The following is a 12,989-nucleotide window of genomic DNA, read 5'->3' as shown; positions in this document are numbered from 1 at the left end:
ACTGGTGGCACTTCAGATAAATATTTTAGCTCTTGGGCGATATTAACCGATGCTGCTTTGATACTGGCGAACTGCCGCATCCAACTCACTAACATATCGATTAAACTCACTCACAACATACTCCAAAAACTGATCGTCCATGAGAACGCCGTTGAAGAAATTTACTGTTATACCGGCGTTTTCATTCTTTGCACGATTGATTGCGCGGATATCTCGCTTCTGTGTTTCTGACTTCTTTGCGTTTGATTTTAAAAGGTTATGATAGTTTTCGGCAACGCCATCGTTGTGAGCCATGATATTTCTGATGGCAGCTAGATGATCAATGTCCCTGATGCCTTTGCCTCCTATGGTTCCTGTAAGTCGCTTATGGCAATCTTCGACAGTTTTGAACCTTTTGTCTGTCACCTCGCCCGACAATCTATCCATGACATCAAGGCATTCAACCATGCGGTGTTCAAATAACCCGAACATCGTCAGAAATGCCGAACGACGAGTAAGTTGTGAAATCAAGTGCTTGTATTCAGTTTTGACTTCATCAGCATCGAGTCCAGAACATGAACCGCAGGTAAAGTACGGAACCGTGTACCGATAAATATTACCCTCATCGTCCTCGTGATAATCGTCATACTCGCCCTCCGAGACTGCTCCCGGAAGATCGGCATCACTGAGAGCGCGAACAATGTTTGCCTCAGCCTGTTCGGCAAGCATATTCATGACCGCAATTGATGTCTTTGCTCCCCAAAGTTGTAAGCTGAAAAATATCTTTGCCATCTTCTTTGTTCCTTAGAATGTTCTGAGAAGACTCAAATAGCGTCAACCTAATGCTGCTGAATTCATATGTACGACCGCAAAGCAAAATGGAGCCGAAGCCCCATTTTTATTAAAACTATTTATTCTGTTGGCACCTAAACAATAGGTAAAGCGCAAGTACGGTTAGGACCTGGCTCAGCAAAGGAGCCTGAATAAAAGTCGTTAGCATTTCACTCATCGAAAGATACCTCTATTCGATTAATCAAATGCGCTACGAGACCAAATTGACGTAGATTCATCTTAGTTGTAAGATGAACTTGTATTGACGTATCCGTTCTCGTAACGCGATATGAGGTTTTTTAACGATGGCGTCGTAAAAAAACCAGAAAGAACTCCCGTTCGGGGGTTCTTTTTTTTTTGCGTAGTATTCACTTCCCCATTGCACTTCCCTCTCGTTGTATGAAAACTCGGATTGTAGCATTTCCAATAGCTTGTTTAGAATTTGCATATGATAGCACAACCCATATACGCATGTAGGACTGACAGAAATTGCCCCACTACGTACAAAAAAGTTTATGATTATCAAAGAAAAAAGGGGCCGAAGCCCCTTTGGATTATGGTTTGCGCTAAAAAAGTGTTGCTACGATGCTAAGAAGCAATGGTTAAGAACGTCTGCCGTGTCTATCACAGCGCTGAACGGTTTGGCGACATTTGCGGAGTCTTTCCGTTCGGACGGTGGTGGCGAACTCCAAACCGTTCAGCGCTGTGTTGGCGATGGTGGGTGGACTCGAACCACCGACCAGTTGATTAACAGTCAACCGCTCTACCACTGAGCTACACCATCATATTTCGCGGCGGTACTTGTTGATGGACAACCAGGCAACCAGGAACTTTCCCGCAACTTGCACTTTACGTTAGTGCCAGACGAGGCTTGTGGCTCGCTCACATAGAGCAAAGAGCTGGAATCCTTCTCGGCGGTTGATGGCCGCCAGATTCTTCGATCTTATTGGATGTATGGAATCATTCATGTTGTGAAACCAGGGGCTACATAGGCAACAATGATTTCACCAGAGGGTTAAAGAATCCTGCTTTCACAACGTTGAGGCCACTGAACCGATTTATGTTCGACCCAACATATTGATCAGTTACTACAGCTCTGTGGAATCACCTGTATGATTAAAAGAAAAACAGTGACCTCAACGTTGTGCGCTGGCTAACCAAGCCAGCCGGGTTACGTCGCCGCTTTTAACCCAAGATTAAACGACATAAGTAATGGAAATGACGTAACAGGATGGACGGTCAGCTGGCTGAAACCGGGATGATGGAATGGAATGAGGAAAACCAACCGCCCATCCTGTTACTTCATTGAATAGGGCATGGGTGGTGCAACATGCCCTATCCTGCGTTCTGCAATCACACTCGCTCAGTGTGTCCCACTTTGGTGACGAGGCTGGAAACTGACCTCGCTGGTGTTTGGCTTCTTAGGCTACTGCCAGGTATGTATCTTCGTTTGCAGTTATATTTAACGTTCAAACAGTCGCGTCTCAACGAAAACAAGTGAATCTTATACATATTAGATAAGTAAGTAAATACTTATTTTTCTGTAACCCGTTCAGTTGCTATCTTTTTGATCAAACTCACCTTCTGTTCCGGCTTTCTCGTGATGATGGCCGTAAAACGCTTCGCTTGAATAGTGATAGTTTCGTTCTCCTTCAGTTCGCCGTAGTGAGTCTCCAGCAGAGAACCCAGGCGCCACAGACCGTCGTCTATGCGTTTATGGCTGGCAAATCTGATCAGCAGTAGCTTTACGATTAACTGACCAATGTAAAAGGCATATCCGACGCCGGCCGCCACAAGGTAGGTTGCCAGCCACCAGTCGAAAGAGGTCAAATTGCTCATTTCTGCACTCCCGTCTCGTGAACAACCCGATACAGACGCTTACCGATGCGAAGCGTTTTGGTTTTCAGTTCCTGCCTGACCAGGTCGCGACAGATACTGAAGCCGAGGGCCACGCCCCCAGCAAAAGATAATAGGATGTATGGAATCATCAGAACGCCCCCGCCTCAGTCAATTGCTGCAACAGTGAGTGTCCTTTTTCAGTGAGTTGATAGTTCTCCACACATCCCTTTGGCGAAACGTTAGCGACAAGATTCATGCGTTCCAGTTTGGCGCGGGTCTTTGGCTTCCAGTTGGAATAGAACTCTTTCCATTGGCTGATTTCACGCAGAGTTTCCTTCTCCCGTTTACTTAACATGATCATCCTTAATCTCCTTCAGTGTGTACGTGATATCTACAATGCGGTAAATGCGGCCGCGCCTCTGCATGACACCGGCTTTTACGTAATCGTTGATGCAGCTGGACGTAACCAGACTGCCGATAACAATGCCGACGACCAAAAATACAATCATCCAGCCGAGCATCAGTCTTTATCTCCAATACGGTCTTCGGTATCTCGCAGACATTTCGGCCACTTCAGACGTGGGTGGCGTAAGCTACCGTCTGGCGTTTTCTCATGGCAGTGAACCTCGACGATGCGTCCACGATACTTCTCCTGATTGTTCCAGATCTCATCCAGGTACTTATGCTTGATACCGCTGGCACGAACGATGACGCCGTTCTCCAGACGAATCACTATCTTGCCCAGCGTATGCGCAAAGCCAGAGTCCGGGTCGCCTGGCTCGAAGTCGATGATTTCACCGTCTTCGGAATCCTCGTCTTTCAACTTCCACCAGCTGCGGGTACGCTTGAACTCGTAAACAGAATCCGGATCTTTGCCCATCTCCCCCTCTTCGTTCTCGTCCAGGCGCTTCATGAAGCGTTCGATAAAGTCTTCATGGCTATGGATGATGTAGAACGGATGCAGGTGGATATCTTGCGCGTAATCTTCCCCGCAAGTGTTGCGGAACAACGCCACCAGCATAGCCAGGCGCTCTTTCAGCTTCATGCCGGTCTTCAGGTACTCTTTGCTTTTTGCCTGAGCACGCCACTCCGGTAAGAAGAAATCGAAGATGTGGTAAACGGCACCAATGGCTTTCACGTTCTTCTTGCGAAGCGCCGATACGGACTGGTTGAACGTACCTGCAGTACCCTCACCATCGAAGAAGATGTGCTTGAACCCGGAGAGTCTGCCTCGCTCCAGCATGGCCGGTTTAAGGTGATCGAGTGACGTAATCGGATTGCCGGTACGCGTCAGGAAGTTCACCTCTTCCTCGTCAACGATGACTTCGCAGATAACCCGGAGACCATCGAGTTTGAGGCTGCCGATCATTGGCCACTTGGCCTTTGGATTTGGTTTAAATGGGTATTTGTCGCCTTTCTCCTTGTACGGAGACGCCAGCTGTACCTCAAACTTCGGAATTGGGTTTTCGAACACCTTGTTGCACAGGCTGATGCCGACGCCGGCTTTCGGGTCTTTCAGCAGGAAGCGACGAAACACGTCCTGCCCGTCAGCGCACATTGAGGCAACGAGTGATTCGACAGCAGCAATGGCTGCGTTCCCGGTCAGTTCGCGCGCCGCCAGCTTCTCCAGCAGCTCGACTACCTTCTGGTCGCTGGGTACGGAAGTATCCAGTGGCTCGGCCACTTTGTACTTCTTCACACCGAATCGAATGAATGGGTTGAGCATTAGCGAGACCATGCTCTGCTCAAATTCATCAAGGTTGGCCAGCGCCTCTTTTTTGGCGTTGGTTCCCATCGTTTTTATGGCATCCAGCTTGTGCTTTAGGGCGATCAGTTTTTCCATTAGTGTTTAACCTCCATCGGTCGCTCGGGAGTTTTCATGTGTTTTCTTTGGTTGCTTCTTCAATGAGTGCCGCGTACACGTCAGTGACGGGCGCCAGTGAATCGGTGGACGTGGTTTCGGGTTTGGCTGGTTCTGTTTTCTTCGTGCGTTGAACCAGACTGTTAATCGTCATGGTGTTGCGCTTCCGGGTAAGCGTTCTGGCGTGGTCGTTTTGCTCTTCCACTTCTTTGATAAGCGCAGCCATATCGATGAAGTAGAGCTGTTCGCCTTTGCGGATCTCTTCGACCATCATCTTCAGCGCCTGGCATTTTCCAGCAGCAATGGCCGCAACGCAGGACTGGAACGATGTCGCTGGGAGACGCTTCTCTTTGTAGGCGAGGATGGTGTGCTGGCAGACTGTATAGCTGCAATGGGCCTCATGGCCGTTGATCTTCACTTCCTGACAGCGCAGCGAATAACCGTTGTTTCCGGAGATAGACGGGATTTTCGACAAATCTGTTTTTGTGGACATGCTTCTAACCGTAGTCGTGTACTTACTTATTGAGCGCAGTTTAAAAAAGCCCCACCAGGGGGCTAAATGGTTTATCGAGGTTTACCAGGTCGCCCAACCAGTCATTTTGTCCTGAGCGGCTTCGAACCGGTATGGTTCCAGTAAATCGTTGGCATGGTGGACGGCGTAGGATTTTGCCTCCTGTTTAATCATCGGCAGCTCGTTGGCCAGGCGTGCCACCTGCCCTGCAAAACTGGCGAGCACACCGTCACATGCCTGACCCGCGTCGACAATGATGCGCACCAGGTCTAAGTCGCTGCGGCACATATCGCAGATGATGCCGTATTCCACCTCACGAATGCGCTCAACGGCTTTTTTGGTATCGCCACTGACCACCAACTCCAGCATACCAGGTGGGGTTGTCAGATCTGTAACGCGTTCGGTAACTTCAGGCAGTTCGACAATGCTCAGGAACGCCGCGATAGACGGATCATCCTCTACGCCAGCCCTGCCTTTGATCGCGCGAAGAGTCGCGTCGACAATTTCCTCAAACCGTTCACCTTCATCGCACACCGCCTGATTGGTGTAGACAACGCGACCGTCGTACCATGCACCGGCGCGTACTTCGACCGTTGCGTCCTTCATTTTGTGAGTGAACGCCACGAGTGCCGCGCGTTTCTGTTTAACACCAGGCAGCTCCGGGGACTCTCCAAAACGAACCCATACCCGCATGTATTTCGAGCCTTCCCCAAGAGGTGCGGTGCTCACAGACGTGGCGATGTGCTCCAGCGCAGTTTGGATCGCCTCATCGATAATCTTCTGGCGCTCTTCTGTATCAATTTCTACGCCTGATTTGTCGATAATTTCGGTAACGGACTTCTGAATATCTGCTTTCATAAAGGTTCCTCAATTCCTTCGTCGCGCATATTCTTACAGAAAAATAAGTATGTATCTACTTATCAATGTAGGCGTTTAGTTTCGTTTATAAAAAATGCTCTTAATCTTGTCCAGTTGTAGCTGTCAGGTCACTTCTATATGATTTCACTTAACTAATACGTTAAACACACAAGGCTTAGGTCTATGACAACGTTGTCCAAAAACGTGATGCAACACAGGAAGGTATTGAAAGAAACTGGTTTGGCGTTTGCCAAATCTATACCGCTTGTTGGACCTCATATTGAGGCAGCGGAAAAAATGTTCACGTTGTTCTCAGAGATAAATGCGACGACTTGTCGTGATCGATTCAACCGTTACATTATGGGCATTGGTGAAATTTGCGACGATGAGGTCGATATCTCAAGAGAACACTTTTCGGCGTTAGTCAAAAAGCTCGTGCTTGATGATGAAGACAAGAAAACAGAATACTACATTCGCTTGACGGTAAGCCTAGCCCGCAGCAGCCTTAACGACGATGAAAAACTATTTTTTATCCACATACTGAGTGGGTTAACCTGCTTTGATATTGAATATGCGCGCAAACTTTACATCACAACAAGCTCGCCAATAAAAGGCTATAAATCAACTGTATTAGCCCAAGTTAGTCTCACATCACAAAAAAGTGGAATGGCTCTGAGATCGCTAAATAAGCTCATAACCTCGGGTCTCGTCTACGAAGACAGGGCTGGCGAGATCCAAGCGAACCCCATGTTCAAATTAACAGATGAACTTGAGCGTCTTTTAGGATTTATTTTTCACAAGGATGATTTGGAGCCTGAAGCTTTATCTATTGAGCCAAAGGAAGAATACGACGTCATTATCATTGAAAGCAGCGAAATCTATAGTGGGGCATATCCAAACAGCATTTATCGTAGTTTGAAAGCCGCCGGCATTAAGGTTTGCATAGAAAAAAATGAAGACTGCATTACAACCAAGCTGGCAAAGTACTTCATCTCAGTCAAGACAGGGAGCGGACTCAATGGTGAAGGTGAGTGGATTGAATTTGGGCAAATTTACGTCCTCAAACGCCTAGATTCAAGCAGTAAACGTTTCTATGAAAATGAGCACAGTGAGACAGTCAGTATCAGCAATTTTAAACCTAAGGATAACGACCAAACATACGATGCAAGTTTGCTAAATATAGCACTAAATAATATCGCTGCGTTTGTCCTGAACCGTCTGTCTCCCACAACTTAAACTACACGAGTGACTTGATACCGAGCACTTTGCATTTTAACTCCAGCTGTTTGGAGTAAGGCTTGGCACGATAATAGGCTTTGAGGATCTGCTCTGACGTCGCGTCGCCCGGGTCGAGACCTTCTTCGCCCAGACAGGCCACTTTGACATTTAGTCCGATGCTGGTGAGGCGTTTGGCCGCCGACATGGTGTTGCGGATCGCTTGCTTCTCGCTATCCCACATCATGATGACGTTGCGTAATCCACGCGCCTTGAGCGTCAGGAACGCGCCCAACTGATCTTCAGCGTCCTCATTCATATTTCCGGACAAGTGCATCCCGAACGTGCCAATTGGCTCTACATAATCCCTCAGCGTCTCTTCGTCGAAGATGGCTCGCTTCACGCCCATTACGTCAAATGCCCCTTCACACACAACGACTGTTTGTTTCCCGACTGCGTTGTGGCCGTTGTAGAGAAACTTACCCGACGCCGGCAGCTGCATAGGGAAGAGATAACGGCGTTCTGCTGCACCGGTAATGTCACGCCCCTGGAAGGTCTTCATCACGCCATCCAGATCGTAAACCGGTATCAGGATGCGCATATCAAACACCTGCCCTTTGACCTGGTCTGTGTACGGATCGACGTATGCGTGCTTGCCTTCGACGCAGTAACGCAGATCAAAGTATTTGGCCAGCTCCGGGGAAACCTGGCGCTCCACCAGATAATCAGGAAGACGACCGTCAATGGGGAGTTCGTAATGTCGCGGGAGAGCGACTGGCCCTTCGAGTTCAACCTTGCTGGCCAGCACGACCTCTTCCTTCTTCGGCGCCCATCCTTGTGAGATCAGCGCGTTCTGGACGTACTCTTCAAAATCGCGACGGGATTTGCCGCTGTAGTGCTTGAGGAAGACCAGCTTGTTGAACTGAATCTCTTCGGGATGATCGCCAGCAAAGCATTTGCCGACGCCATTGGTCAGGTTGAAATAAACCTTCCAGTTTGAGCTGCCGCATACCGGACACTCCTTGATATTCACCTCACGTCCACGAGTACTGACGCCACCACGACGGTAGATGATTCCTTCCATATCGAGCCATTGTTCAAAATCCAGCTCGGTCAGTAATTCTTTCAAGTCGCTCACGTTCTTAACCCTACTTTTTGCAGGTAATATCTTGATAAGCCTCGGTATTTGAATACCATAAAGGCTCATGTGTTTTTTCTTTTGTGGCTTTGGCAAAAGAGAAAATTTGTTCTCTTATGGAGATCGGCGTGGAGAGCGTTTCCCCACGCCTTCTTTTTTAGAGGACGTCCATAATGCGTTCGATGAATCGCATTTGTTCGAGGTTCTGCTTAACGCGGATGCTTACGCCGCCTTTCTGGTTACGTGAACCAGCGAAGTACAGACGCGCTTCGCCTTTCGCTTCTTCCTCTTCCGTTTTGTTGATCGTGATAACGAGGTCAGCGATACGCACCTTCTCGATGTTGTCCGCTGCGTGCATCATTGTGGCCACCTCTGAAGCACCACCTTCTCTGTTAGTCTGCGATGCAGTGATGCCGGCAACGTTGTGTTTGTCGTACAGCGCACGCAGGTCAGTGTAGATGCTGCGAATGTTGGCTCGGTCGTCGCGGAGGTCGTAGCTGGCACGCATCAGGTCAGCGTAGTCGACCACGACCATGTCGGGGATCATGCCATTGGCTTTCATGCTGCCCAACATACGATCCAGATCTGCAGGCGACATGCTTCCGGACGGTCGTTCAACAATCCACAAGCTCCCCACGCCTTTCGTCGCGCCCAGCTCTGCCAGTTTGCGATGGACGTCGTCGCGGCGCTCCACCAGCTTGGACATTTCGGTCTCAGACAGACGTGCGTCAAAGCGATCTGACAGAATGGAGGTGTGAACTTCCAGCGACAGATACAGGACGTTGTAACCGGCAAGCGTGGCGTTGATGGAGAACTCACCCATCGCCGTCGATTTACCAGACTTCGCGAAGCCCATGAACAGCACCATTTCACGCTTTGCCCAGCCTTTCTGGTAAAGCAGCTTGTCGAGCAGCGGTAGGCCCGTTGTGATGCTGTTTGGCACGTAATCGTCGGACGCTTCGTACTCACGCGCCTTGTAACGCTCTGCTGACTCAGAGAAGTAATCGTAGATGCCGGTCGCTTCGTTAGAGCCGATTTGCTGGACTTTGGCCATGATTGCCATCGCGCCCTGGAAATCGCCCTTCTCTTTCATCTCAGCCGCTTTAATCAGCGCGTCGTCGAACGCTACGCTTTTGGCAAACGTCGCAACCTGGTCGACCATGTACGCCGTATCTGACAGCTTCTCAGCGAGAATCCGCTTAAACGCCTCAACGACGTCGGGGAACAGCTCTTCGCGGATCGTCTTATCGCGTTTGGCGCGTTTGAGCATGTCGAGGATGGCCGACGATGATGGTGCGCTCTTATACATTCTGTAGTAGCCCGACACCATGTTAACAAGAATGGCGTTGGCCGCATTGGAGAACTGGTTTGGCGCAACCAGATCACCGGCGCGAGTCAGAAACTCATGGTCGCGACAGAAGTAGGCTGCGAGTCGATTCTGGAAGTCGTCGTCGAACTCTTCAGACAACCCTCGTCCTGTGTGGCAAAGTTCGGTCATGTGCTTTCCTTTGGTGCTTAAACAATTTGTTTTCTAATACTAAAAAAGCCAAATAGGGGATCAACAGAATCGCCGTGCTTCTTCCAGTTCTTCCGGGAAGTGCGCGTAAATCACACGCTCAGGCACGATTTCCATCAACCAGACAGCGGAGAAGATGATGCGGACGCGTTTGTCTCGGGTAATGCCACGCAGACGCTCCAGAACCCACTCAAAATAGCGTTCTTGAATCGGGTCGTGCTGCATGTCTCCCAGATGCTTAAAACTCACCAGAGAGTCATCCAGACGGGTTACAGCGCGTTTGGCTAACTTCTCTTCGAATATCTCAATCAGCTCGGGCTGCCAGAGATGCTGGGGGCGAGGTAATTTGTCCCACAGACGGCGTGCAGCTGCGGAAAGAACGGTAGAAATGAAGTAGTCATAAGAGCAGCAGTACTGGTCGGCAAATTGGCGTGCTTTCCAGAGAGACGTTTTGTTGGCCGTCGACAGCTCCTGATACGGCACACGTTTCAAACCGGTAGTGAACTGGGCCGTCTCATAGTGTTCGCGGCCATGCGACAGCATGATGTATGAGTACTGGCGCTTGTATGTCTCAGTGAAGAGGCATGTGGCCATAAGCGGGTGCATGTCGCGGTAATCAAACCACTTTGTCTCGAACAGCTCCGCCTCATCCTTGCAGCGTGACAGCCCAATATTCTCGGCCACCCACTTGTCCATGACTGTGGTGTCCCACTCGGTCATGAAGTCGTACTGGTCGTTGTTAATAGTGTTAAAGAAGATCTGGCTCATGTGCTCCGCCTGATAGGTAGCTACTTACTTATCATAATGGGCGAATCATAGCGACTGGAGACTGTTTTTGGAAGTGGAAACGGAAGGGAATGTGTCTGGGAAGTTGGCATAGAAAAAAACCTGCTTCCGTATAAATAATAAGTATACTTAGTATTTATATACAGAAGCAGGTTCCAAATTCAACCAGCAGGATGCTTAAACATCTTTTAGATAGCCTGGAAACCAATGTTTCATGATATACCTAAAATGTGCTCTAGTTGGTTCAAAAACCTGTCTAGATACCAGCGCCCCATCAGGATGATTCTGAACAGACTGTTCTTTTTCCATATCGTAAAAATTATGAGTTATCTCTGGGGGGAAGAAAATATTTCTGTCCAGTGGCACTGTCGCAAAAGGATTGTAGTAAATATGAAGACCGTCAAAGTGCGTCTCTTCATGAGCAGTGGAATGGCAAACTACAATATCCGCACCAGTGACTTCGTTATTTAAAAAATGCCGATATGTAGTGATGAAATGATCAGGTCCTATCCTTTGTGTGTGCTTTCCCTCGTTTTTCATCCCTTCATTGGCGATGAAATCATTCACATCAATGGCTCGATATCGTGTCGATCTTACATATCTACCGATACCGCTTTGAACCACGGCTTTTCCAAAAGTGCCGGTGGTGGAGAAAATAACCGCACTTATTTCTTTATATGAGTCGTTAGTAAATATACCTAATGGAATTTCAACGTCTTCATTCTTTTTGATTGAGGTAACTTTAGTTTGGCTGCCAGTCACCAAATTTCTGGTGGTAGGTTCCTCAATGCCAAACAACACTCGATTGATGATTGTGTTATTTTGAGACAATGATAAATCGGAGTCAAAGGGTGCAAGCGCCAGAACAAACGGTTTATTAATTACATGAGACATCGTAGAGTACGGAAATTTTTTGCCATTAACTCCTGTAAAAAGATCATGTTTGTCTTTGATTTTTCCGATTAATTTTAGCGTTGATTGATGTTTGAATTTTGATTCGCTAAAAAGAGCACCTGCAGGTGGATTATGTGGCCGATCTGATATCACAGCTTCGACGTTAAACTGGTAGCCTGACGGTGTAGTAACACAGAAATCGGGACTGTCTTTTGTGTAGTCGACAGAATAATCGAGACGAATAAACATTTCGTTCAGATACAATTCCCATAAGGCGGAATTGAAAGTTGTCTGAAACTCTTTAACGAATTTAGTCTGCTCACCGCTACGCTCCAGTAACCCACGCCCCCACGACTGTATCACTTCTCTTACTGGAGCATATGTATTATCTTGATAAATCTGTTTAAAAGATTCGTGCAGCTTGTTTTTTGCTATTTTGGTTGAGAACAAATCCATTATTAGCCTCACTAACCAGTTCAATAAGAAAAGCGCCCAACATAATCATTTGAGGAAAGTCTGGGGCTACTTCAGCTTTTCTTTGACAAGAAGATAACCATCATCAGGTGTACTCATTTTGTAAACCTCGATGCTCGTGTCTAGCTGTGTCCGGGCATATTCTTCTACTTCAGGAGAAACGTTATGCCCAAGAATGATCTCTCTAATATATTTCTTATCAAATGCCTGAGCGCCTATTTTTTTAGTAATAACCCTTTGTTCTTCCTCATATTTCCAGCATTCGTGTTTGTAGAAAAAGAGCTTATCAAAAAGTACCTTAAACTCATCTGTAACTTCATCGAACACGGGAACAGAAGGTATATATTTCACATTATCAAAGCTGTGATACCCCTCAATAGAGGTAACAAAATCATCATCAAAGCCTATGCAGAAACCTTTATGCGACACTGAGTAATGTGACCACATCAAGATGTTATCTTCGTTTGGTGACAAGCACACCACACCAAAAGCCCCTAATGATTCTTTCCGCAAATCCACAGCCACCGATTTTGCAGCTTCAGGAGCTACAGCATCCCAGTCTTCAAAGGAAAAATCCTTACATCCATTTTCTTCAAAGTGTTTCCGGCGCTCCACTTCTGTACCTCCCATCGTTATCGAAACTTTGAACTCTGATGGGTCGTTGAATGAAGAAGGTGCGCTAGCAGAGATAGTGCCGTCCTCTACAAACCGTTTGAGGTTACGTAACACTTTTTGCGAATCTTCACTTCCAATATATTTGTAGAGCATTAGGGAACCTATAGAGAGAGGTGCCAAGCAGCACCCCAATAAAATTAACTTTTCTTCATCAACTCGCGTTTGATTTCATCGGTACGCATCGTGACGTCAGCAGCAGAGATCGCCTCGTTCAGTGCCATGATGTCTACGATTTCCTCCGGCGACTTCTCTGCCAGATGGAAAACGGCTGCACGAATCACGTCAGAATGGGCGCACTTCTCGAAACGAGGGATTAACCGCATTACTTTCTGCAGCTCGAAGTACTCGCGTTCCAGCGACATTGTGCGGCTCTTAATCTTGCACTTCCTACGAGTCGGCAGTCCCTGCGGTC

General features: G+C 47.8%; 15 protein-coding genes and 1 tRNA gene. 1 reads left to right on the top strand and 15 read right to left on the bottom strand.

The genetic code is table 11. The annotated features are described in order from the left end of the window. Positions 1-42: 42 nt before the first annotated feature. From APU02_RS10910 to APU02_RS10865, 9 genes are all read right to left on the bottom strand, one after another. Complete coding sequence (locus tag APU02_RS10910) at positions 43-771, bottom strand: hypothetical protein (RefSeq protein WP_001062551.1); 729 nt, start codon at positions 769-771, stop codon at positions 43-45. 748 nt (positions 772-1,519) lie between these two features. Further along, a tRNA-Asn gene (locus APU02_RS10900) sits at positions 1,520-1,594 on the bottom strand. A 749-nt stretch (positions 1,595-2,343) separates the two neighbouring features. After that, positions 2,344-2,649: a hypothetical protein gene (locus APU02_RS10895; protein ID WP_060570058.1), complete on the bottom strand. Its 306-nt coding sequence runs from the start codon at positions 2,647-2,649 to the stop codon at positions 2,344-2,346. Next, on the bottom strand, positions 2,646-2,798 hold the full coding sequence (locus APU02_RS25805) for a hypothetical protein (protein WP_000613550.1): 153 nt from the start codon (positions 2,796-2,798) through the stop codon (positions 2,646-2,648). Before APU02_RS25805 ends, APU02_RS10895 begins: the two co-directional genes overlap by 4 nt. Then, the gene (locus APU02_RS10885; RefSeq protein ID WP_000605637.1) at positions 2,798-3,010 is read right to left on the bottom strand and encodes a hypothetical protein; all 213 of its coding nucleotides are present in this window, start codon (positions 3,008-3,010) and stop codon (positions 2,798-2,800) included. The genes APU02_RS25805 and APU02_RS10885 overlap by 1 nt, the downstream gene beginning before the upstream one ends. Continuing rightward, on the bottom strand, positions 2,994-3,170 hold the full coding sequence (locus APU02_RS26940) for a hypothetical protein (RefSeq protein ID WP_023180936.1): 177 nt from the start codon (positions 3,168-3,170) through the stop codon (positions 2,994-2,996). The genes APU02_RS10885 and APU02_RS26940 overlap by 17 nt, the downstream gene beginning before the upstream one ends. After that, positions 3,170-4,492, bottom strand: coding sequence for a DNA ligase (locus APU02_RS10875; protein ID WP_047722211.1), 1,323 nt, complete (start codon positions 4,490-4,492; stop codon positions 3,170-3,172). Before APU02_RS10875 ends, APU02_RS26940 begins: the two co-directional genes overlap by 1 nt. Positions 4,493-4,526: 34 nt before the next feature. Further along, the gene (locus tag APU02_RS26675) at positions 4,527-5,003 is read right to left on the bottom strand and encodes a hypothetical protein (RefSeq protein ID WP_192841978.1); all 477 of its coding nucleotides are present in this window, start codon (positions 5,001-5,003) and stop codon (positions 4,527-4,529) included. An 81-nt stretch (positions 5,004-5,084) separates the two neighbouring features. Then, positions 5,085-5,879, bottom strand: coding sequence for a hypothetical protein (locus tag APU02_RS10865; RefSeq protein WP_000642525.1), 795 nt, complete (start codon positions 5,877-5,879; stop codon positions 5,085-5,087). Positions 5,880-6,062: 183 nt separating this feature from the next. Between APU02_RS10865 and APU02_RS10860 the strand changes: the two genes are divergently transcribed. After that, positions 6,063-7,115 carry a hypothetical protein gene (locus APU02_RS10860; protein ID WP_000209842.1) on the top strand — a complete coding sequence of 351 codons (1,053 nt, stop codon included), beginning with the start codon at positions 6,063-6,065 and terminating at the stop codon, positions 7,113-7,115. A gap of 1 nt (position 7,116) precedes the next feature. Here the strand turns inward: APU02_RS10860 and APU02_RS10855 are convergent, their stop codons facing one another. From APU02_RS10855 to APU02_RS10830, 6 genes are all read right to left on the bottom strand, one after another. Next, a complete protein-coding gene (locus tag APU02_RS10855) occupies positions 7,117-8,301 on the bottom strand; it encodes a DNA primase catalytic core, N-terminal domain protein (RefSeq protein WP_047722209.1) in 1,185 nt (394 codons plus the stop codon). 88 nt (positions 8,302-8,389) lie between these two features. Then, positions 8,390-9,730: a DnaB-like helicase C-terminal domain-containing protein gene (locus APU02_RS10850; RefSeq protein WP_006812582.1), complete on the bottom strand. Its 1,341-nt coding sequence runs from the start codon at positions 9,728-9,730 to the stop codon at positions 8,390-8,392. A gap of 60 nt (positions 9,731-9,790) precedes the next feature. Further along, positions 9,791-10,516: a hypothetical protein gene (locus APU02_RS10845; protein WP_047722208.1), complete on the bottom strand. Its 726-nt coding sequence runs from the start codon at positions 10,514-10,516 to the stop codon at positions 9,791-9,793. A 195-nt stretch (positions 10,517-10,711) separates the two neighbouring features. Beyond that, complete coding sequence (locus APU02_RS10840) at positions 10,712-11,884, bottom strand: hypothetical protein (RefSeq protein ID WP_052941154.1); 1,173 nt, start codon at positions 11,882-11,884, stop codon at positions 10,712-10,714. Positions 11,885-11,950: 66 nt separating this feature from the next. After that, the gene (locus APU02_RS10835) at positions 11,951-12,670 is read right to left on the bottom strand and encodes a DUF2971 domain-containing protein (protein WP_047722207.1); all 720 of its coding nucleotides are present in this window, start codon (positions 12,668-12,670) and stop codon (positions 11,951-11,953) included. A gap of 44 nt (positions 12,671-12,714) precedes the next feature. Beyond that, positions 12,715-12,989, bottom strand: a 275-nt coding sequence (locus APU02_RS10830; RefSeq protein ID WP_060570057.1) for a hypothetical protein, incomplete at its 5' end; no start/stop codon positions are given.

This window comes from Citrobacter sp. 50677481 (assembly GCF_001463265.1).
Lineage (GTDB): Bacteria > Pseudomonadota > Gammaproteobacteria > Enterobacterales > Enterobacteriaceae > Citrobacter_A > Citrobacter_A sedlakii.
Note: the sequence above shows the minus strand (reverse complement) of the source record. Positions and strands in the feature narration are given on the sequence as shown.

What these genes read in the sequence shown, in the direction of transcription:
- APU02_RS10910 (WP_001062551.1), bottom strand. Translation starts at nt 771, where the DNA reads ATGGCAAAGATATTTTTCAGCTTACAACTTTGGGGAGCAAAGACATCA.
- APU02_RS10895 (WP_060570058.1), bottom strand. Translation starts at nt 2,649, where the DNA reads ATGAGCAATTTGACCTCTTTCGACTGGTGGCTGGCAACCTACCTTGTG.
- APU02_RS25805 (WP_000613550.1), bottom strand. Translation starts at nt 2,798, where the DNA reads ATGATTCCATACATCCTATTATCTTTTGCTGGGGGCGTGGCCCTCGGC.
- APU02_RS10885 (WP_000605637.1), bottom strand. Translation starts at nt 3,010, where the DNA reads ATGATCATGTTAAGTAAACGGGAGAAGGAAACTCTGCGTGAAATCAGC.
- APU02_RS26940 (WP_023180936.1), bottom strand. Translation starts at nt 3,170, where the DNA reads ATGCTCGGCTGGATGATTGTATTTTTGGTCGTCGGCATTGTTATCGGC.
- APU02_RS10875 (WP_047722211.1), bottom strand. Translation starts at nt 4,492, where the DNA reads ATGGAAAAACTGATCGCCCTAAAGCACAAGCTGGATGCCATAAAAACG.
- APU02_RS26675 (WP_192841978.1), bottom strand. Translation starts at nt 5,003, where the DNA reads ATGTCCACAAAAACAGATTTGTCGAAAATCCCGTCTATCTCCGGAAAC.
- APU02_RS10865 (WP_000642525.1), bottom strand. Translation starts at nt 5,879, where the DNA reads ATGAAAGCAGATATTCAGAAGTCCGTTACCGAAATTATCGACAAATCA.
- APU02_RS10860 (WP_000209842.1), top strand. Translation starts at nt 6,063, where the DNA reads ATGACAACGTTGTCCAAAAACGTGATGCAACACAGGAAGGTATTGAAA.
- APU02_RS10855 (WP_047722209.1), bottom strand. Translation starts at nt 8,301, where the DNA reads ATGAGCCTTTATGGTATTCAAATACCGAGGCTTATCAAGATATTACCT.
- APU02_RS10850 (WP_006812582.1), bottom strand. Translation starts at nt 9,730, where the DNA reads ATGACCGAACTTTGCCACACAGGACGAGGGTTGTCTGAAGAGTTCGAC.
- APU02_RS10845 (WP_047722208.1), bottom strand. Translation starts at nt 10,516, where the DNA reads ATGAGCCAGATCTTCTTTAACACTATTAACAACGACCAGTACGACTTC.
- APU02_RS10840 (WP_052941154.1), bottom strand. Translation starts at nt 11,884, where the DNA reads ATGGATTTGTTCTCAACCAAAATAGCAAAAAACAAGCTGCACGAATCT.
- APU02_RS10835 (WP_047722207.1), bottom strand. Translation starts at nt 12,670, where the DNA reads ATGCTCTACAAATATATTGGAAGTGAAGATTCGCAAAAAGTGTTACGT.